General features: G+C 63.1%; 21 protein-coding genes, 1 tRNA gene and 1 pseudogene. 14 read left to right on the forward strand and 9 right to left on the reverse strand.

What is annotated here, in order from left to right:
• Positions 1-43: 43 nt before the first annotated feature.
• Both A5634_RS24105 and A5634_RS24110 read left to right on the forward strand, forming a co-directional pair.
• A pseudogene (locus tag A5634_RS24105) lies at positions 44-478 on the forward strand (YhjD/YihY/BrkB family envelope integrity protein); the annotation flags it as partial.
• 32 nt (positions 479-510) lie between these two features.
• Positions 511-1,443: an LLM class F420-dependent oxidoreductase gene (locus tag A5634_RS24110; RefSeq protein ID WP_065146551.1), complete on the forward strand. Its 933-nt coding sequence runs from the start codon at positions 511-513 to the stop codon at positions 1,441-1,443.
• Positions 1,444-1,450: 7 nt separating this feature from the next.
• On the opposite strand, the gene A5634_RS24115 is transcribed toward A5634_RS24110, so the two are convergent.
• The 4 genes from A5634_RS24115 to A5634_RS24130 all read right to left on the reverse strand — a co-directional run bounded on the left by A5634_RS24115 (position 1,451) and on the right by A5634_RS24130 (position 5,276).
• The gene (locus A5634_RS24115) at positions 1,451-2,896 is read right to left on the reverse strand and encodes a phospholipase D-like domain-containing protein (protein ID WP_065146552.1); all 1,446 of its coding nucleotides are present in this window, start codon (positions 2,894-2,896) and stop codon (positions 1,451-1,453) included.
• Positions 2,897-2,949: 53 nt separating this feature from the next.
• Positions 2,950-4,350: a DEAD/DEAH box helicase gene (locus A5634_RS24120; protein ID WP_065146553.1), complete on the reverse strand. Its 1,401-nt coding sequence runs from the start codon at positions 4,348-4,350 to the stop codon at positions 2,950-2,952.
• 267 nt (positions 4,351-4,617) lie between these two features.
• The gene (locus A5634_RS24125) at positions 4,618-5,034 is read right to left on the reverse strand and encodes a PIN domain-containing protein (RefSeq protein WP_065146554.1); all 417 of its coding nucleotides are present in this window, start codon (positions 5,032-5,034) and stop codon (positions 4,618-4,620) included.
• Between the two features lie 2 nt (positions 5,035-5,036).
• Complete coding sequence (locus tag A5634_RS24130; RefSeq protein WP_081290633.1) at positions 5,037-5,276, reverse strand: DUF6364 family protein; 240 nt, start codon at positions 5,274-5,276, stop codon at positions 5,037-5,039.
• A gap of 240 nt (positions 5,277-5,516) precedes the next feature.
• Between A5634_RS24130 and A5634_RS24135 the strand changes: the two genes are divergently transcribed.
• From A5634_RS24135 to A5634_RS24155, 6 genes are all read left to right on the forward strand, one after another.
• Positions 5,517-5,762, forward strand: coding sequence for a hypothetical protein (locus tag A5634_RS24135; protein WP_155769699.1), 246 nt, complete (start codon positions 5,517-5,519; stop codon positions 5,760-5,762).
• A gap of 242 nt (positions 5,763-6,004) precedes the next feature.
• Positions 6,005-6,574, forward strand: coding sequence for a hypothetical protein (locus tag A5634_RS24140; protein WP_155769700.1), 570 nt, complete (start codon positions 6,005-6,007; stop codon positions 6,572-6,574).
• Positions 6,575-6,607: 33 nt separating this feature from the next.
• Positions 6,608-6,865 carry a YrhB domain-containing protein gene (locus A5634_RS27760; RefSeq protein WP_081290634.1) on the forward strand — a complete coding sequence of 86 codons (258 nt, stop codon included), beginning with the start codon at positions 6,608-6,610 and terminating at the stop codon, positions 6,863-6,865.
• Between the two features lie 279 nt (positions 6,866-7,144).
• Positions 7,145-7,474, forward strand: coding sequence for a hypothetical protein (locus A5634_RS24145; protein ID WP_065146557.1), 330 nt, complete (start codon positions 7,145-7,147; stop codon positions 7,472-7,474).
• A 15-nt stretch (positions 7,475-7,489) separates the two neighbouring features.
• Positions 7,490-9,181: a TNT domain-containing protein gene (locus A5634_RS24150; protein ID WP_081290635.1), complete on the forward strand. Its 1,692-nt coding sequence runs from the start codon at positions 7,490-7,492 to the stop codon at positions 9,179-9,181.
• Positions 9,182-9,239: 58 nt separating this feature from the next.
• A complete protein-coding gene (locus A5634_RS24155; protein ID WP_065146588.1) occupies positions 9,240-9,572 on the forward strand; it encodes a hypothetical protein in 333 nt (110 codons plus the stop codon).
• Between the two features lie 503 nt (positions 9,573-10,075).
• Here A5634_RS24155 and A5634_RS24165 read toward each other — a convergent pair.
• Positions 10,076-10,159, reverse strand: a tRNA-Tyr gene (locus tag A5634_RS24165).
• A 68-nt stretch (positions 10,160-10,227) separates the two neighbouring features.
• On the opposite strand from A5634_RS24165, the gene A5634_RS24170 reads away from it, so the two are divergent.
• The 3 genes from A5634_RS24170 (at position 10,228) to A5634_RS24180 (ending at position 13,387) form a co-directional block, all read left to right on the forward strand.
• On the forward strand, positions 10,228-10,719 hold the full coding sequence (locus A5634_RS24170; RefSeq protein WP_065146560.1) for a YajQ family cyclic di-GMP-binding protein: 492 nt from the start codon (positions 10,228-10,230) through the stop codon (positions 10,717-10,719).
• 129 nt (positions 10,720-10,848) lie between these two features.
• Positions 10,849-12,330, forward strand: coding sequence for a flavin-containing monooxygenase (locus A5634_RS24175; protein ID WP_065146561.1), 1,482 nt, complete (start codon positions 10,849-10,851; stop codon positions 12,328-12,330).
• Between the two features lie 31 nt (positions 12,331-12,361).
• Positions 12,362-13,387 carry an NAD(P)H-dependent glycerol-3-phosphate dehydrogenase gene (locus tag A5634_RS24180; RefSeq protein ID WP_065146562.1) on the forward strand — a complete coding sequence of 342 codons (1,026 nt, stop codon included), beginning with the start codon at positions 12,362-12,364 and terminating at the stop codon, positions 13,385-13,387.
• A gap of 13 nt (positions 13,388-13,400) precedes the next feature.
• On the opposite strand, the gene A5634_RS24185 is transcribed toward A5634_RS24180, so the two are convergent.
• The 3 genes from A5634_RS24185 to grcC1 all read right to left on the reverse strand — a co-directional run bounded on the left by A5634_RS24185 (position 13,401) and on the right by grcC1 (position 15,658).
• Positions 13,401-13,625, reverse strand: coding sequence for a helix-turn-helix transcriptional regulator (locus A5634_RS24185; protein ID WP_253861880.1), 225 nt, complete (start codon positions 13,623-13,625; stop codon positions 13,401-13,403).
• A 71-nt stretch (positions 13,626-13,696) separates the two neighbouring features.
• Positions 13,697-14,560 (reverse strand): zinc metalloprotease HtpX, encoded by an 864-nt coding sequence (htpX, locus tag A5634_RS24190; protein WP_065146563.1) that lies wholly within the window; start codon positions 14,558-14,560, stop codon positions 13,697-13,699.
• Positions 14,561-14,650: 90 nt separating this feature from the next.
• On the reverse strand, positions 14,651-15,658 hold the full coding sequence (gene grcC1 / locus A5634_RS24195) for a nonaprenyl/(2E,6E)-farnesyl/geranylgeranyl diphosphat synthase (RefSeq protein ID WP_065146564.1): 1,008 nt from the start codon (positions 15,656-15,658) through the stop codon (positions 14,651-14,653).
• 12 nt (positions 15,659-15,670) lie between these two features.
• Here grcC1 and menJ point away from each other — a divergent pair, with 12 nt between their 5' ends.
• The 3 genes from menJ (at position 15,671) to A5634_RS24210 (ending at position 18,163) form a co-directional block, all read left to right on the forward strand.
• Positions 15,671-16,900, forward strand: a complete 1,230-nt coding sequence (gene menJ / locus A5634_RS24200; protein ID WP_155769701.1) for a menaquinone reductase — start codon at positions 15,671-15,673, stop codon at positions 16,898-16,900.
• 111 nt (positions 16,901-17,011) lie between these two features.
• Positions 17,012-17,695: a class I SAM-dependent methyltransferase gene (locus tag A5634_RS24205; protein ID WP_065146566.1), complete on the forward strand. Its 684-nt coding sequence runs from the start codon at positions 17,012-17,014 to the stop codon at positions 17,693-17,695.
• A gap of 132 nt (positions 17,696-17,827) precedes the next feature.
• Positions 17,828-18,163: a DUF732 domain-containing protein gene (locus tag A5634_RS24210; RefSeq protein ID WP_065146567.1), complete on the forward strand. Its 336-nt coding sequence runs from the start codon at positions 17,828-17,830 to the stop codon at positions 18,161-18,163.
• Here A5634_RS24210 and A5634_RS24215 read toward each other — a convergent pair.
• Entirely contained in the window at positions 18,160-18,858 is a 699-nt protein-coding gene (locus tag A5634_RS24215) for a demethylmenaquinone methyltransferase (RefSeq protein ID WP_065146568.1), read from the reverse strand. The two genes, A5634_RS24210 and A5634_RS24215, sit on opposite strands and share 4 nt — an antisense overlap.
• Positions 18,859-18,881 lie beyond the last annotated feature (23 nt).

The following is an 18,881-nucleotide window of genomic DNA, read 5'->3' on the forward strand; positions in this document are numbered from 1 at the left end:
CGGTCGGCAGGGGTCAACTCGACGTCGTCGGTGAACGGAGTGAGCAATCAACACGATGATCTGTCTGGTCGCGTTCCGGGTGACCACCGCCCGCGAGCTCACCTACCGGCAGGTGCTGCCCGGTGCCGTCACGGCGGCCGTCATCTGGCAGATCCTGCAATGGTTCGGGGCGGGTTACATCGGACATGTGGTGAAGACGTCCAGCGCCACCAACAGCGTCTTCGCGTTGGTTCTTGGCATGTTGGCCTTTCTGTTTCTTGTTTCCTCGACACTGGTTTTGTGCGCCGAAATCAACGTCGTGCTGGTAGAGGGGTTGCATCCGCGCGCATTGCTCACTCCGTTCACCGACGACGTCGAGTTGACCCCTGCCGACCGCAAGACCTACACCAAAAAGGCCAAAGCTGAACGGGTCAAACGTTTTCAGCGCGTCAGCGTCAAGTTCGGCGATCACTCCGAGAAGTCCGATCACACTTCCTGACCCTTTCAGCGCCGCAGATTAGGGTGGACGCCATGGAATTCCGCGCATTTATCGAGCCGCAACAGGGCGCCACTTATGCCCAGCAGCTCGCCGTCGCCCAGACCGCCGAGCAGCTCGACTTCGCTGCCTTCTTCCGATCCGACCATTACTCGGCGATGAGCGGCGACGGCCTGCCTGGACCGACCGATTCCTGGGTGACACTCGGGGCGATCGCGCGGGAGACCTCACGCATCCGGTTGGGCACCCTGGTGAGTTCCGCGACGTTCCGCTATCCGGGTCCGCTGGCGATCACTGTTGCCCAGGTGGACGAAATGAGCGGCGGGCGAGTCGAATTCGGGTTGGGCAGCGGCTGGTTCGCCGACGAGCATCGGGCCTACGGCATTCCGTTTCCGTCGGTGGGGGAACGCTTCGACCGGCTCAGCGAACAGCTCGCCGTCATCACCGGGCTATGGACCACACCCCCGGGCGAGACGTTCGACTACGTCGGCAAGCACTACACGATCGCTGACTCGCCTGCCCTGCCCAAACCGGTCCAGGATCCACACCCGCCCATCGTGATCGGCGGCACCGGCGCCAAACGGACACCGGAACTGGCAGCCAAGTACGCCGCCGAATTCAACCTTCCCTTCACCACAATCGACGTCGCCAGAACCCAGCGGCAGCGGGTCGCCGACGCGGTCGCAGCCGCCGGCCGATCGGCCGACTCGATCGTCTACTCGTGCGCCTTCGTGCTGTGTGCCGGCCGCGACGATGCCGAGGTGGCCCGCCGCGCGGAGGCGATCGGTCGCGACGTCGACGAAATGCGTTCCAACAGCCCGCTAGTCGGCACGCCCGCCGAGATCGTGGACCAGCTGAGGGCCTGGACGGAACTCGGCATTCAGCGCGTCTACGCCCAGATTCTCGACCTGTCGGACGTGGCGCACCTCGAGCTATTCGCAGCTGATGTGATGCGACAGCTGCGCTGAAGCTGGGTTACTCCCTAAAGCCGGCTAGCAGTCGTTGCAGGCTGCGGGTCAGGGACCGCGGGACATGGTCGGGGTCCATCAGATCGTTCTCGGCCAGCGGGCTGGCCTCCCCGGACACCGCCTGTTCGGTCAGCGGGCGCAATGTTTTCCCGTCGCCGCGCAGTGCCTCAATGGTCTTCAAGACGGAGTTGGATTGTCCCATCGCCTGCTCAAACTCCTCGACGGAGGCACCAACGTGTTCGGCAATCAACTGATTGCGCAATGACGTGATCTGGCAACGGATGTCGTCGCGCGAGTGCGCCTCGATCGCCATGTCACACTCGCTGTCGAAGCCCAACGAGCGGTTGTTGATGTTGGATGACCCGATCCGCAGGAACCCGTCGTCGATGACCATGACCTTGGAGTGGACGTAAATCGGCGTGCCGCCGTCAGTCACCGGCCAATAGACGCCGAGCCGTCCGTAATCGTCTGCTTCCCAGAGCAATTGGACGAGCAGGTGCCGTGCGCCGTCCATGGTTCCGCGCTCGAGCGCGTTGTTGCCGCGCCGCGGCACCACGATGACGACTTCCGGGCCATCGTCTTCACGCAACCGAGCGGCCAATGCCTCGACGATGCGCCGGGCAGCTAGATACTGATTCTCCAGATAGATGGTGTGGCGCGCGGAGGCGATAGCCGCAAGGTTGAGCTCCTCCACTTCGCGCACCTCGGCGCGATCGCCGAGTTCGGCTATGGTGCGCGCGATTCCGACATCGACGTTGCGCAACGTCGGCGCCAACCTGCTTGGCCAGGCCGCGTGCTTAGCTTCGACCTCTCCTAACGATCTGCCCGTCGCGCCTTCCCACCGGACTCGTGCCTGCTCGGCCAGTGCGCGCGCGGCCTCGCCGTCGACCGCTAATCCCACGTCGTGGCGGGGGCCATAACTGCGCCCGAGGGCGCGACGGCCGCGGCTGCGATGCTGGTGCTCAGGAGTGTCCCAGCGACCGATGGTGAGGTCCATGCCTCCGCTGAACGCCACCGCATCGTCGACGACGACGATCTTCTGGTGATGGACGGCGCCGATCGGATGGTCACCGTCGACCGCGAAATGCATTCGCTTACTGGTGATCTGGTTAACTACCGATACGGGCGTGAGCCCGTACCAGATGTCATCGAAAACAGGCAGCAGACGTAAATTGGATTTCAGCAAGTAGATTTCGAGCCCGGGCCGCTTCCACAACATCCAAGCCAGAAGTGCGCCAAGTTGATTGGGGCCGCGCAAAGTCTTGGCGCCACGCTCGAAGGCCATCCGCAGGTCTAGGTCCCAACCGATCAACATGATCCGATGCTGGGCGCGCAGCATCGCGGCCTTGACCTGTTTGAAGTAGTCGGCCGCATCGACAAGCCATGCAAACTGATCGGCATGCTCCACCCGCCAGCACGTCTGACCGGGCTCGAACAGTGAATCCTCGCGCACGCCAACTCCCTGAAACGAAGGCTCAGCGCGGACGTTGCGCTGTATCTAGATGTTCATTCCCGTTTCGTGCCGCCTCGAAAACCTGGCCACACCCGTTGACCTTGCTGCGCGCGACTGGATCGGCGCCGAGTTCGGTTCCCGGGAGCGCCGACATGGCCGCGATTGGCTTCGGCCGACTTTGCGCCGCCGGCGCCTCGACGGCGTCGTTGCCCGGCATTTGATCGGCGAGACGACGCAGGCTGCTGGGCGGGTTTGGCGGGACTGGCTTTGGGCGCCGGAGCCCGGTACGGGGCGACCTCACCAACCAGCGCCTGGACGGCGGGCGAATCGGCGGCCACCTGCTGCGGGGTGACATTGATACCGGCTTTGCGCAGCAGCGCGTTGGTTTCCCGGCGCTGCTCCGGCAACACCACGGTGACGACGTCACCGGTGTTCCCGGCGCGGGCCGTGCGGCCGGAACGGTGCAGATAGGCCTTGTGCTCTGCGGGCGGATCGATGTGGACCACCAATTCGACCTCGTCGACGTGCACACCGCGAGCAGCGATGTCGGTGGCCACCAGCACGCGGGTCTCGCCAGATGTGAACGCGGCCAGATTGCGGTCACGGGCGGGCTGAGAAAGGTTGCCGTGCAAGTCAACTGATGGAATGCCCGACTCGGTCAACTGCTTGGCGAGCTTGCGCGCGTGATGTTTGGTGCGCATGAACAGGATTCGCCGACCGGTGCCTGAGGCGAGCCGATGCACCAGCTCCTTCTTCGCCTCGACACCGGCGACATGGAAGACGTGATGAGTCATTGCCGGCACCGTCGAATTGGGTTCGTCCACGGAGTGCAGAACCGGGTTTTGCAGGAAGCGGTTGACGAGTTTGTCGACACCGTTGTCCAGAGTCGCGGAAAACAGCAGCCGCTGGCCGCCCTGCGGTGTCGCGGCCAGGATGCGGGTGACACCAGGCAGGAAGCCAAGATCGGCCATGTGGTCGGCTTCGTCGATCACGGTGATTTCGACGGCGTCCAGACTGATCAAGCGTTGCCTCATCAGGTCCTCAAGGCGGCCTGGGCAAGCCACCACAATGTCGATGCCCGAACGCAGGGCGGTTACCTGCTGGTTCTGGGAGACCCCACCGAAAATGGTCGTCACCCGTAGGCCGTAGGCGGCTGCCAACGGTTCCAGCGTCGCGGTGATCTGGGTCGCCAGTTCGCGGGTAGGCGCGAGCACCAAACCCGCCGGCCGCGACTTTTTCTGCGCGTTGTCACGCAGCCTGCCGACCAATGGGATCGAGAAGGCGAGCGTCTTGCCGCTGCCGGTCTTGCCGCGGCCTAAGACGTCGCGGCCGGCGAGAGTGTCCGGCAGGGTTTCGACCTGAATCGGGAACGGCTGCGTGATACCGCGCGCAGTGAGCGCATTCATCAGTGGTTTAGGCACGCCGAGATCGGCAAAGCTTTTGTCTGAGGTCATGTTTCGGTGTCTTTCATGCTGTGGTTATGCAGCGCGTCATCGCGATTGTTCGCGCGTTTGGCGGCACAAGTGGCGAGATTGCCAGTGGGCAAAATCGATCGCCGCGAGATGAGGTGTGCTGGGATGCACTGATCTTCCACGACGTGCTGGCATCGGTAGTCAAGACGCCAGGGTTAGCAACAGCTTAGACCACCGGCGTGCGCTACCTCTAACCGAAGCTCGTCTCCGACCAAGCAGAGAGCTCCGTCGGCCCGAAGAACCGGACCTTCATACGCTCGCAAACGGGTTCGTCAAACGCACCCCGTCGATGACCTGACCGTGGTTCAGATCCTCCGTCCACAAAGTGTCACAACGCAATTCAGCGGCACTGCGGACGATCATCGCATCCCAAAAGGAAAGCTGATGACGACTCGACAGAGCCGCCGCGGCTATGACGTCGTCGGGCAGCGGCGAATGTACGCGCCACCGCACCAGACTCTTCAGTCTGTCGACCGCGTCCTCTGGGGCGATTGTCTTCGCCGCCTTTCGCGTCACGTTGACGTAGAACTCCTGCAAGACCTGGACGCTGATTGCTCCCCGATGTTCTCGCCAAAGGCGATCGATCAGCGCGCTTGCCCTGTCGTGCTTCTCACCGGCGCCGACGTCGTAGGCATAGAGCAAGATGTTTGTGTCGACGAATTCCATTGTCAGCGTTCGTGAAGCTGGTCGCGCGACCACGTGATCGGCCCCAGTTGCAGGCCTAGACCTTCGCTCATCAGCTGACGCTCGAGCTGCCACACCTCGTCGTAGTCGCGCACGTCGCCTACGAGTTGCTCGAGTAACCGCGCGACCAGACTCGACACGGACATATCACGCTGTGCCGCCAGGACCTTCGCGCGGCGCACCAACTCCTCCGGCATGGAGAGCGTGATATTCTTCGTGCCCACGTGATTCAGTGTAGCACTGAATCACAGGCACCCCGGCTGCTACTTCCCTGGTATTCAGCAGTCATGCATGGACAGACTGAACCTGTACACACTTGACCTGCGGCGATCGGCGGCGCTGTCGGCAGCATCGCATTAGGCTATTGCGGCGCAATTCGTCGACTCCGACCAGCGGTGGCGCTGCCGCGACGAGCGCGCAGTTGGTGGGGGTGATGTTGACAATCTGATCGTTGAGGGGGTGTGGTGGCGCCGCTAGATGTCGATCCCCGGCAGTTGTCGGGTGCTGGCGACAAGCTTTCCGGTGGCGGGGCGGCACTGGCGGCGCTGTCGGGCGGCATATCGGGAATGAACGCCGGTCATGATGGCGCCGGGATCAAGTTCGCAACTGAATACCTCAAAACCGGGAAAGAGTTGCTCAAGGCGGGCGCTGCGGCGATCAGTGCCTGTCAGCGGATGGCGTACGGCATCAAGATGTCGGCGTACCACTAGGCGCTGGCCACGGCCACTTCCACCACACGAGCCTGCTCGCGGGTAAGCCGGTCGCTGGAGCTGGTGAACTTGAAGTGCGAGACGGGTCCCTACCTTAGTTAATCGGAAGAGTGGCCACTACCAACCTGATGCAGATCAGTTGTCCCAGGTGCGCAATATGTTGCAGGAACAAGGAGTAGTCATCAGCAAGATCTTTTTTGGGGCCGGGTTTTAAGGACGATGTCAACGGAACAGTCAACAGAGTGGTGGGGGGGTACATCCATCACCTGACCTATGGTGCCGACCTGCGCGCCCGATTGGATGATTCGCTCCTGAATCGTCTTACAGACGAATTGATCCGCCAGCGGTTCTTCACCCTCCCGGTGGCGGACTTTTATTGGGCGGCAGTGGATGCGCTTAACTCGGGTGAACACCTTGCGTCTGGCGACGATCAGGATGACGGGACGGTGCGTGACCTGCTTGCACGGTTGATAAAGGCGTTGGATGACCGCAGGCCTTGGCCGGAGCCAGCGTTCAAGGCACTTCCAGTCGATGAAACGTTGAATTTCATGAACACACCACTCATCGCATGTATGTCGATACTTCCGAGAGACGTCGAGGCCCGTCTCAGTCGGAGTTTTTCAAAGCGGGAGCCTGGCGGCCGCGACGGTGAATTCATCGCGCTGCGGCTGCGGACCGGCCAACAGGTCGTGCTGCGCGCTGCGACCTTCCGTGTGGCAGACGTCGAGGTGTACAGTGCCGACGATCCGGAGGCAACCCGCGCGGCTTTAGAGGAGTTCACTGGCCTTGAGGTGCAACCGGCCGAACCCTGAGGAGGAACGCGCTCACGAACAAGGGGATCACAGATGAACGACCTATTTTTTACCGAGGCAGAGCGACGCGCGAATGCTGCTCTTCAGAAAATGCAAGTTGAAGACGACCTAGACAACCTTATATTTGTCGAGGACGGGATCCTCGAAACTGAAGAGGCTTGGTATTTTCCATACGACTCGGAGGCATATCTACTGCGAGGAGATCTATCCGCCGCACTTGCAGGGAATCTTCCGATAAAGGTTTTGCGGGATGGCACAGCGGTTGCCTGTGAAGCACCGCCGCTAGATTAAGGAACGTCACCGGAAAACCGGCAAGCCGGTTCAAGCAATCGTCGCCGCACTATCGACTGCAATGAAATAATGCAAGTCCTTGATTCACTTACAGATTGCATCTCAAGTTATTGGTTTCCTTGGGCAAGACATGTCAAAGTAAGGGTAAACCGGTGGATCTTGATAAGCTGGCAGACAGAGTCAATGATCGGAAGAGTCTGGCAAAATTTATCGGTAACTTGGTTGAAGAATACAGTAAACTTTGTCGGCTATGAGGGGCGTGTTCGCGAGGGGCGGGATGTGACGGATCAGGTGCTGCAGGCTGACCTGGATGCGCTGGGACGGTTGAGGCCGCAGATTTCGGCCCTGGTCTGGCAAGTAACGCAAGGTCTGCCGCACGAGATCCCCGCCGGAGGGACGGTAGATGCCGACGCGGTGCCGTCGTTGGTCGCCGCCCAACAGATGTCGACCCGGACGTTGCCGGTGGTGAAGACCGTTGTGGCCGGTCGGTTCACGAAGGTCGCCGAGATGATTGATCTCGCTCGCCGGAGCTTCCTCGCCAGCGAGGAGGAACTGCTGACTGTGGTGAACAAAGTCCCCACCCTGCTTCGACCGCCGACGAGCGGATAGCGACTTGAGTTTGTGATGCCGACAAAGTCGCAAGTACTGCGCGCCGACCCGCAGAAGGTCCTGGATCTGATCGCCGGGTGGAAGACCACGGTCGCCGCCTTGGAGGACCACGCCGAAACTTACCTGGGGTATGTGCAGCGCCCCGGTGGTTCCTACTGGGACGGTCGCACCGCTGAAGCGGCCCAGTCGCGTGCGCGTCAGGACTACGAGGCAGTCACCCATGTCCGCGACGCCGTGGATTCTGCAGCCCGAAAGATCACCAACACCATCAGTTCGACTCTGATGCCACCGCTGGCCAACGCCAAGCAGATCATCGAGAACGCTGAATCCCATGCCGGTGTCCATGTCAACGAAGACCTGTCAATCAGCTACACCCCGCCGGAGGGCACCAGCAAGGAAACCGCCGAGGCCAACGCCAAGACCGTCGCTGCCGCCGAGGCCGAACTCAAAGCCGAAGCCGCCAAGTGGTGGACCGCTGAACTCGATGTGGCCCGCCAGATAAACGACGCTCAGAGCGCGATCGGCAAAGACTTGAATGCCAGTGCGGCACTGTACGACTCCCGCAGAGCGATGCCGACCCCTCGGGTTGTCGGGCAGCCCCCTGGAGCGCAACAAGCCGTCTTTCCTCCCGTCCCCACAGAACCCACAAGCGGACCTGGCGGGCTCGCTGACCTGCTCGGCGGAGAGCCAGGTACCAGTCCACCACCCGGCTTGGCGATACCTCCACAGGAAATCGAGGCCTTCAATGCCATGGCAGGTGAAACTCTCCGACGCGAGGGTGTGCCACCACAACAAATCGAACAGCTGCTCAACCAGGCGAAAGTCCGAGCACAAGAGGGCTACGGCCTGATGGGCAATCGCGTCCCGCAGGCGCAAGGACCAGGGGTGGCGAGACCGGGCTATATCGATGGACTTGCTGACCGCTGGCACGCCAACGACGCGGCATTCCAAAGGCTCTACAACCTGGTGGGACTTGGCGATCCCGGAGCCCCCAGCGTAGGCGAGTCATGGAAGCAATACCTGCACGGAGCGGCAGGGTTAGTCGAGCAGGCTGCTGACCCACTCGGTCTTCCAACCGCAGCAATCAAGAGTGCAGTTACCGACTTCCTCACCTCACCAAGCCCGGCCTATTACGCAGGCAGCCATACTGCCGATGCCGCCCAAACCCTTCCCGGGTTGCTCTTTGGGGGTGAAGGCGCGGCTGTTCGGGCCGGACTTCCCGCAGAGGTTGTTACCGAAGGCGGTGCGCCTCTGACGGTGTTGCGCGGCTGGCAGCCGACAGGGGGCATGTCGTGGCACGACTTCGACGCCCATTTCGGTACGACCGATGCCCGCATCTGGCCTGCAAACAATGGATTCCCCCAAGAATGGGTGCCCCGTCCTGCTCATCTGCCCGCAGGGACGATCATCGACCGATTTGGTAGCGAGTACGGTCGCTATCTAGCGCCGGACGGCACCCCGTTCGCGGACCGTGCCTTAATGCCGGAATCAGTTGGAGGCGAGTACAACCGATACATGGTTACCGGTAAGCCATTGCCGCCGGGGTGGCAAATCCTAGAGGGCCCCGTTGAACCGTGGTTTGGTCAGACGCCGTCGCCCGGGACCACTCAATACATGATTGTGGGGCCCGACGGTGTTCAAGTGAGGGTGAAGGAATTAGTGGACAGGGGAATCCTGAATGATTATGGGCCGCTCCTCGGGCGGTGACTCCAGCAACCTGCAAGTCGAAATCGATCGGCTAGCAGAGGCATTGGGTGTCCGTCCGATACAAGTGGGACTAAGAACCAATGATGGACTTAACGTCTACCGCGCCGACGATGGTTCATACCACTTCGCCTTCTACGAACGGGGAAGTCTTGGATTCGACCAGGCTGGCAGCCTCGACGACGTTCTCTACTGGTATTGCGAAGGCATCGTTACTAGCCGAGCAGCCAAACAGGTTGGAGATCGCGCGGAACGCTTCAAATACGAGTACCAGGTACTGAATCAATTCGACACTCATTGGGCAAAGAGGCGGGTTCGCGAACTCGCGGCAATATTTCAAAACGGCCAGCCCGAGGACATTTCTTTGCTTCCCGACATTGGCGAGGCCCTATGACGAGAACCCGCTAGCGCAGCCGCAATTCGACAGATACTCGAATTAAACGGCTACTCTCGATATCACGGTCATTTACACACCGAAGGTGCCAGGAACCTCCCAGCTCGCACCCGTACAGTCAGCCCGCTTGCAGATCAAGCGGTGCTTACGCCAGGCCAGACGCATCGGCTGCCCATACACGGGCAGGTCGACATAGCGCCCTTTGGGCCGCTTTTTGATCTGGCCACGCCCGCCACAAGTGGGGCACCTGCGTTGCACGGCGGTCTGCTCAATGACGAGCTCGACATCGGGACCGACACGTCGGTAGGCAACCACGCGGACGTCTTTCAATCCGACCAGGGCTTGGACTATCTGACTAGGCTCACATCGAACGAAGGTGCTCTTGAATTTGATGGTCACGTTTCAAAGACTGAGGCACCTTCGTTCCCAACCAGCCCAACTGCACGCCCTCAAAAACCGCCCCCGCTGGAATCCGAAGAGCCCGGATACTACGTCTGACCTGTTGGTGGCAGGTACAGGATTCGAACCTGTGAAGCTTTCGCGACGGATTTACAGTCCGCTCCCATTGGCCGCTCGGGCAACCTGCCGCATAGCAGGGTACAACGACGGGGTAGACAGAGCACAAACGGCCAGCACCAAAGAAGGGACGCACCGCATGGCGGACTCATCGTTCGACATCGTCAGCAAGGTCGACCGCCAGGAGGTCGACAACGCGCTCAACCAGGCGGCCAAGGAGCTCTCCACCCGGTTCGACTTCCGCGGCACCGACTCCAAGATCGCGTGGAAGGGCGAGGAAGGCATCGAGTTGACCTCCTCCACCGAGGAGCGGGTCAAGGCCGCAGTCGACGTCTTCAAAGAGAAGCTGATCCGCCGCGACATCTCGCTCAAGTCATTCGAGGCCGGCGAACCGCAGGCCTCCGGCAAAACCTACAAGGTGACCGGCACTCTCAAGCAGGGCATCAGCAGTGAGAACGCCAAGAAGATCACCAAGCTGATCCGCGACGACGGCCCCAAGACCGTCAAGACCCAGATCCAGGGCGAAGAGGTCCGCGTCACCAGCAAGAAGCGCGACGATCTGCAGGCCGTCATTTCGATGCTCAAGCAGGCTGACCTCGATGTCGCGCTGCAGTTCGTCAACTACCGGTAGTCAGGTCTGCGAATCGAACCGCACTGCCAAATCGAGCGCCCAGATTCGCGGTGGGGTTCGGTTCGCGGGGAAGAGCCGAGGGTTCGCGGGAAAGAGCCGAGGGCTTGCGGGGAAACTAGGCTGGGTGACGTGACTTCCCAAGACACCGACTACGTCGACGTCCTCATCGTCGGCGCGGGCATCTCGGGCCTCGGCGCGGCCTATCGCATCCTGCAGCGAAACCCCGAGATCAGTTACACGATCCTGGAGCGACGCGAGCGGATCGGCGGCACCTGGGACCTGTTTCGGTACCCGGGCGTGCGGTCGGACAGCAGCATCTTCACGCTCAGCTTTCCGTTCGAGCCGTGGCCCCGCGAAGAAGGTGTCGCCGACGGCGACCATATCCGCGAGTACCTGATCAACACCGCCCGTAAGTACGGCATCGACACGCACATCGAGTTCAACAGCTACGTGCGCGGCGCGAACTGGGATTCGGCCACGGATACCTGGACCGTCACCTTCGAACAGGGCGGCACCACCAAGCAGTACCGCAGTCGCTTCGTGTTCTTCGGCAGCGGCTACTACAACTACGACGAGGGCTACACGCCCGAGTTTCCCGGCATCGAGGAATTCGGTGGCACCGTCGTGCATCCACAGCACTGGCCCGAAGACTTGGACTACACCGGCAAGAACGTGGTCGTGATCGGCTCTGGAGCCACCGCCATGACGCTTGTGCCAGCGATGTCCGAACGCGCCGGCAAAGTAACCATGTTGCAGCGCTCGCCCACCTACCTCATCTCGGCCTCCAAGTACGGCAAATTCGCCTGGTTCAGCCGAAAGGTGTTGCCTCGCAGGGCCGCTCATTTGGCCATCCGGTTCTACAACGCACTGATGGAAGGCGTGTTGTGGTTCTTGTCGCGCAAAACACCACCGCTGATGAAATGGATGCTGCGCCGCACGGCGGTGCAGAACCTGCCCGAGGGCTATGACGTCGACCTGCACTTCAAGCCCAAGTACAACCCGTGGGACCAGCGGCTGTGCCTGATTCCCGACGCCGACCTGTACACCGCGATCAGCGAGGCCCGCGCCGAAGTGGTCACCGACCACATCGACCATTTCGATGCCACCGGCATCACACTCAAATCCGGCACGCATCTGGACGCCGACATCATCGTCACCGCCACCGGTCTGCAACTGCAGGCGCTCGGGGGCGCCACCATCAGCATCGACGGCGTCGAGATCAACCCGCGTGATCGCTTCGTCTACAAGGCGCACATGCTCGAAGACGTGCCCAACCTGTTCTGGTGCGTCGGCTACACCAACGCATCGTGGACATTGCGAGCCGACATCACCGCGCGCGCGACGGCGAAACTGCTGGCGTACATGGCCGAGCATGGGTACACGCACGCCAGCCCGCATCTGGGTAACCAGCAAATGGCCGAGAAGCCAGCGTGGGACATCCAGGCCGGTTACGTAAGCCGTGCGCTGCACGCCCTGCCCAAGTCCGGCACCAAACGCCCCTGGAACGTGCGACAGAATTACTTCGCCGACGCGATCGACTACCGGTTCGATCGAATCGAGGAGGCAATGGTCTTCGGACGCTCCGCCGACCGCGCACCCCTGGCGGGATAACGCCGAATAGTTCGGGTTTACGCTGATTCTCATGGCAGCTGAGATGCGCGAACCCAAAGTCGTTGTCCTCGGTGGCGGTTCCTGGGGCACCACCGTCGCGTCCATCTGCGCGCGCCGCGGACCGACCTTGCAGTGGGTGCGCTCGGCGGACACCGCCAAGGACATCAACGAGAACCACCGCAACAGCCGCTATCTCGGCGACGGTGTCGCGCTATGCGAAAGCCTGCGGGCCACAAACGATTTCGCCGAGGCCGCCAACAGCGCCGACGTCATTGTCATGGGCGTTCCGTCACATGGATTCCGCGGCGTGCTCACCGAACTGGGCAAGGAGCTGCGGCCCTGGGTGCCGGTGGTGTCGCTGGTGAAGGGTCTCGAGCAGGGCACCAATATGCGGATGTCGCAGATCATCGAGGAAGTCCTGCCCGGTCACCCCGCGGGAATTTTGGCCGGGCCGAACATCGCCCGCGAGGTGGCCGAGGGCTACGCCGCCGCAGCTGTGCTGGCGATGCCCGACCAGCATCTGGCAACGCGGCTGTCAACCTTGTTCCGTACCCGGCTGTTTCGCGTCTACACCACCGATGACGTGGTCGGTGTTGAGATGGCCGGGGCGTTGAAGAACGTGTTCGCGATCGCCGTCGGCATGGGCTACTCGCTGGGCATTGGCGAGAACACCCGCGCCCTGGTGATCGCGCGGGCGCTGCGTGAGATGACCAAGCTCGGTGTGGCGATGGGCGGCAAGGCCGAGACCTTCCCCGGCCTGGCCGGCCTGGGCGATCTGATCGTCACGTGTACCAGCCAGCGCAGCCGAAACCGCCATGTCGGTGAACAGCTGGGCGCAGGCAAGGCGATCGACGAGATCATCGAGTCGATGAACCAGGTCGCCGAGGGGGTCAAGGCCGCCAGCGTGATCATGGAGTTCGCCAATGAGTTCGGTCTGAACATGCCGATCGCGCGCGAGGTGGACGCCGTCATCAATCACGGCTCCAGCGTCGAGCAGGCCTACCGCGGTTTAGCGGCCGAGGTGCCCGGACACGAAGTTCACGGCTCCGGTTTCTGAGCGGCGAGAAGATTTAGTCGGCTTCGATCGAGATGTGCAGCCGCTTGCCGCACACCTGCGCCAAGCGGTGCAGCACCTCGACTCGGGGCGACTCGGCCCCGGTCTCCCAAGCGTCGATATCGGCTTTGCTGACACCGAGTTCGGCTGCTAGTTGTTCCTGGTTCAGGTCCGCACCGGCCCGGGTCTCGAAGATCAATTCCGGCAAGTTCAGCGAGACGCCGGCTTCGTGAATTTCCATTGATTCGCCCTGCAACATTGCAATCACAGCCTTTTGAAGTTGTCGGCTAGATGCATCAATTCTACGGGACTTCAGCCCCGCGCCATCTGTTCCAGCCGACGGATCCGGTCTTCGATCGGTGGGTGCGTCGAAAACAGCGACCCGATGCGCTCGCCGGCGCGGAACGGGTTGGCGATCATCAGGTGCGCCTGGTTGGCCAGCTGCGGTTCGGGCGGCAGCGGGGCCATCTGCACCCCGCCGGAGATCTTGCGCAATGCCGACGCCAGGGCCAGCGGGTCGCCGGTCAGCACCGCACCGGACTGGTCGGCTTGATACTCACGCGAGCGCGACACCGCCAACCGGACAACCGTCGCGGCGATCGGACCCAGCAGCGCCACCAATAGCAGCGCAAACGGATTGGTGCCGCCTTCGCGGTTACCACCGAAGGCACCGAACCACATGGCCATGTTGGCCAGCGCGGTGATCACCGACGCCAACGCGCCGGCCACGCAGGAGATCAGGATGTCGCGGTTGTAGACGTGCGATAGCTCGTGACCCAGGACGGCGCGAAGCTCACGCTCGTTGAGGATTTGCAGGATGCCCGTGGTGCAGCACACCGCGGCGTTGCGCGGATTACGGCCGGTGGCGAACGCGTTTGGCGCGCTGGTGTCGCTGATGTACAGCCGGGGCATCGGCTGGTGGGCGGCGGTGGCCAACTCCCGCACTATCCGGTACATCTCCGGTGCCTGCAGCTCGTTCACCGGTTGCGCGTGCATGGCGCGCAAGGCCAACTTGTCGCTGTTGTAGTACGTGTAGACGTTGATCCCGACGGCGAACAACGTCGCGATGATCAGGGCCGTCTTGCCGAACAGGGCACCGACGAACACGATCATCGCGGACATGCCCACCAACAGCAGGAACGTCTTCAGCCTGTTGGCATGCGGATGCCAGGTCATTGATGTGTCCTCCTACGAACACCTCAGCTCTTGGTGTTTACAGCCGATCAACGCCCGGGAGGAGTGTCAAGGTTCCAGCGCGGTCTGGAACTAGCCGTGTCTGCTGACCGTGTAGTCGACCAGCGCCTGCAACGCGCCGCGGCCAGGGCCGTCCGGCAGCAACCTGAGTTCGTGATGCGCCTGGGTCGCATACCCGGCCAGGGTGTCCTTGGCTTTGGCCATGCCTGACGACGCCCGCAACAGACTCAACGCCTCGAGGACCTCGGCGTCGTCGTGAATCGGCCCGGCCAGCAGCTCGCGCAGCCGCGCCCCTTCGGGCTCGACCTCGCCCAGGGCGTAGAGCATCGGTAGTGTGCGGACACCTTCGCGCAGGTCGGTGCCGGGCACCTTGCCCGACTCGTCGGATTCGCTGTCGATGTCGATGATGTCGTCGGCGATCTGGAACGCCGTGCCCACGATGCCGCCGAGCCGGCTCAGCCGTTCGATCTGCTCGTCGTCGGCTCCGGAGAACATGCCGCCGAACCGGCCCGCTGCGCCGATCAGGCTGCCGGTCTTCTCGTGGACCACCTTCAGGTACTGCTCGATCGGGTCCACACCGGCGGGCAGGCCGCGGGTCTCGCGCACCTGACCGGTGACCAGCTCGGCAAACGTGTCGGCGACGATGCGTACCGCGTCCGGACCCAGCTGCGAGACCAGGCGCGACGACGTCGCCAACAGATAGTCGCCGGCCAGGATGGCGACGTTGTTGCCGAAGCGCGCATTGGCGCTGGGCGCGCCGCGACGGACCTCCGCCTCGTCCATCACGTCATCGTGATACAGCGTCGCCAGGTGGATCAGCTCGACGACCGCGCCCGCCACTGTTACTTCCTCGGCTTCCGGATTAGGTCCGGTCTGCGCCGACAGCGCGGTGAACAACGGGCGGAATCGCTTCCCACCGGCCTTGAATAAGTGCAGCAACGAATCGGTCATCACCTCGTCGGCACCGCGCAGCTCGAGGTCCATGACCTGCTCCATGCGCGCGACGGCGGCGCGCACGGTCGCGGCGAATTCGGCGTCGCCAAAGTCAACACCCGCTACCACCGTCGCCGGAGTCTTCACGCGACCAACATACTGGGAAGCGTGGAGAGCAGAGCCGACCTGGTAGTCGTGGGCGCCGGACCGGCCGGCTCGGCCGCGGCCGCCTGGGCCGCGCGGGCGGGCCGGGACGTACTGGTCATCGACTCGGCCGGCTTCCCGCGCGACAAGGCCTGCGGCGACGGGCTGACCCCGCGCGCAATCGCCGAGCTGCAACGGCTGGGGCTCGGTGACTGGCTAGCCGGCCGGATCCGGCATCGCGGGTTGCGGATGAGTGGGTTCGGCGGCGAGGTCGAAGTGGACTGGCCCGGCCCGTCGTTTCCCGCCTACAGCAGCGCGGTGGCACGCCTGGAACTGGACGACCGAATCCGCAAAGTAGCCGAAGAGTCCGGCGCACGCATGCTGTTGGGCAGTAAAGCCGTTGGCGTGCATCATGATTCGTCGCGACGGGTGACGTCACTGACCCTTGCTGACGGCACCGAGGTCAGTTGCGATCGGTTGATCGTTGCCGACGGGGCGCGCTCTTCGCTGGGCCGCAAGCTGGGCCGGCGCTGGCATCAGGAGACGGTGTACGGCGTCGCCGCACGCGGCTACCTGACCACCGCCCGCGCCGACGATCCGTGGCTGACTTCGCACCTGGAACTGCGCTCCCCCGACGGCGCCGTGCTGCCCGGTTACGGATGGATCTTCCCGCTCGGCAACGGCGAGGTGAACATCGGCGTTGGCGCGCTGTCGACCACCAAGCGACCGGCCGACCTAGCGTTGCGACCGCTGATCTCCTATTACACCGACCTGCGGCGGCAGGAATGGGGCTTCGAGGGGCCGCCACGGGCGGTGGCGTCGGCGCTGCTGCCGATGGGCGGTGCGGTTTCCGGGGTCGCGGGACCGAACTGGATGCTGATCGGCGACGCCGCGGCGTGCGTCAACCCCCTCAACGGCGAGGGCATCGACTACGGACTGGAAACAGGGCGATTGGCCGCCGAAATGCTGGACTCGCGCGATTTCTCACAGCAGTGGCCGGCGCTGTTAACCGATCACTACGCCCGAGGATTTTCGGTGGCGCGCCGCCTCGCACTGTTACTGACCTTCCAGCGGTTCCTGCCCGCCACCGGACCCATCGCGATGCGTTCCACGACGTTGATGCGCATCGCCGTGCGGGTAATGGCCAATCTGGTCACCGACGAGGATGCCGATTGGGTGGCGCGGGTATGGCGTGGCGGCGGGCGGGCATCCCGGCTGATCGATCGCCGCGCGCCGTTCAGCTAGGTGTGGTGAGACGTAAAGCACGCGAAGTCAGCCGATTTCGCGTGCTTTTCCGTCTGGTCACCTATATCAGTCTGGTTGACATATATCAGGCCGGTTGACATACTGGACGGCATGACTGCACCAACAGAATTCGACTTCGAATCGGTCTACCGTGGCGAATCCACCAACCTCGGTGAAGGCGTTCGACCCCCGTGGAGCCTGGGCGAACCGCAGCCCGAACTGGCCGCGCTGATCGAGCAGGGCAAGTTCAGCGGCGACGTGCTCGACGCAGGCTGCGGCGAGGGCGCTATTTCACTGGCGCTCGCAGCGCGCGGTCACCACACCGTAGGTCTGGACGCCTCCCCCACGGCTATCGAACTGGCCCAGGCCGAGGCCAAGAAGCAGGGCGTGACCAACGCCAGTTTCGCGGTGGCCGACATCACCGACTTCAGTGCCTACCCGCCGGGATCGGCCGGTCGGTTCAACACCATCGTGGACAGCACGCTGTTCCACTCGATGCCTGTCGAGCTGCGTGAGGGCTACCAGCAGGCGATCGTGCAGGCCGCCGCGCCAGGTGCCCGCTACTTCGTGCTCGTCTTCGACAAGGCCGCGATCACCGAGGGTCCCCCATTCGCGGTCAGCGAAAACGAACTCCGCGAGGCCGTCGCAAAGCACTGGGTGATCGACGAGATCCGGCCCGCCCGCATCTACGCCAAGATCCCGGCTGATTCACCAGGCGTGCCCTTCGTGACCCGCGACGAATCCGACGGCCGCAAGTCGGTCGGTGCGTGGCTGCTGTCCGCCCATCTCGGCTGACAGGCCGTGCATCCTTGGTCGCCGATGCTGGCCGAGCGTGCGCTTCACGACGCGACATGCGGGCAGGCCGTCGCGCGATTCACACTCGGCGCAGCGTTAAGACGTGCACAAGACAGGTGTATAGTCCGGCTAATGAAGGCAATTAGGCTGGGTGCTTTCGCGGCCATGGCGGTCGCCGCTATCGGCTTGGCGGCGCCCGCCCAAGCCGACGACTACGACGCCCCGTTCAACGCGCAACTGCACACCTACGGCATCTACGGCCCGCAGGACTTCAACGCGTGGCTGGGCAAGATCAGCTGTCAACGTATCGAGCGTGGCGTGGACAAGGACGCCTACAAGTCGGCGTTCTTCCTGCAGCGCAATCTGCCGCTGGGGACCACTCAGGGGCAGTCGCTGCAGTTCCTCGGCGCGGCGATCGACCACTACTGCCCTGAGCAAATGGGCTTCTTGCAACGGGCCGGCGTCTAGCCTTCCCGCAGCGGTTTGTAGCCGGCATGCAGTGCCACGATGCCGCCGGTCAGGTTGCGCCACCGCACCGCTGACCAGCCTGCCTGGGTGATCTCGTTCGCCAGGGCCGCCTGGTTGGGCCAAGCTCTGATCGATTCCGCCAGATAGACGTAGGCGTCGGGGTTGCTCGACACCGCGCGCGCCACCCGCGGCAGCGCCTGCATCAGGTACTCCTTATACGCGGTGGCGAACAAAGCGTTTGTGGGAGTGGAGAATTCGCACACCACCAGCCGTCCGCCGGGCCGGGTGACGCGGGCCATCTCGCGCAGCGCGGCGGGATAGTCGGCAACGTTGCGCAACCCGAAGCTGATGGTGACGGCGTCGAACACCTCGTCGGCGAACGGCAGTCGGGTCGCGTCACCGGCGACTTTGGGCACTTGTCGGGCGCGGCCCGCGGCCAGCATCCCGACGGAGAAGTCCGCGGCCACGCACCATGCACCGGACTTCGCCAGTTCGACCGTCGAGACAGCGGTACCGGCGGCCAGGTCCAGCACCCGCTGGCCGGGTGCGATGTGCAACGCAGATCGGGTGGCACGCCGCCAGTAGCGGTCCTGGCCGATCGAGAGCACCGTATTGGTGATGTCGTAGCGGCGGGCCACGCCGTCGAACATCGACGCGACATCCCGGGGATCCTTATCGAGGTCGGCGCGGCTCACCTCAGAGACGCTACCCGCCCCGC

It is taken from the genome of Mycobacterium asiaticum, assembly GCF_001673365.1.
GTDB classification, from domain to species: domain Bacteria; phylum Actinomycetota; class Actinomycetes; order Mycobacteriales; family Mycobacteriaceae; genus Mycobacterium; species Mycobacterium asiaticum_A.

Excerpts from the sequence above, each read along its gene's own strand:
- A5634_RS24110 (WP_065146551.1), top strand. The coding sequence starts at position 511 with ATGGAATTCCGCGCATTTATCGAGCCGCAACAGGGCGCCACTTATGCC.
- A5634_RS24120 (WP_065146553.1), bottom strand. The coding sequence starts at position 4,350 with ATGACCTCAGACAAAAGCTTTGCCGATCTCGGCGTGCCTAAACCACTG.
- A5634_RS24125 (WP_065146554.1), bottom strand. The coding sequence starts at position 5,034 with ATGGAATTCGTCGACACAAACATCTTGCTCTATGCCTACGACGTCGGC.
- A5634_RS27760 (WP_081290634.1), top strand. The coding sequence starts at position 6,608 with ATGAACGACCTATTTTTTACCGAGGCAGAGCGACGCGCGAATGCTGCT.
- A5634_RS24150 (WP_081290635.1), top strand. The coding sequence starts at position 7,490 with ATGCCGACAAAGTCGCAAGTACTGCGCGCCGACCCGCAGAAGGTCCTG.
- A5634_RS24170 (WP_065146560.1), top strand. The coding sequence starts at position 10,228 with ATGGCGGACTCATCGTTCGACATCGTCAGCAAGGTCGACCGCCAGGAG.
- A5634_RS24180 (WP_065146562.1), top strand. The coding sequence starts at position 12,362 with ATGGCAGCTGAGATGCGCGAACCCAAAGTCGTTGTCCTCGGTGGCGGT.
- A5634_RS24185 (WP_253861880.1), bottom strand. The coding sequence starts at position 13,625 with ATGGAAATTCACGAAGCCGGCGTCTCGCTGAACTTGCCGGAATTGATC.
- htpX (WP_065146563.1), bottom strand. The coding sequence starts at position 14,560 with ATGACCTGGCATCCGCATGCCAACAGGCTGAAGACGTTCCTGCTGTTG.
- A5634_RS24205 (WP_065146566.1), top strand. The coding sequence starts at position 17,012 with ATGACTGCACCAACAGAATTCGACTTCGAATCGGTCTACCGTGGCGAA.
- A5634_RS24210 (WP_065146567.1), top strand. The coding sequence starts at position 17,828 with ATGAAGGCAATTAGGCTGGGTGCTTTCGCGGCCATGGCGGTCGCCGCT.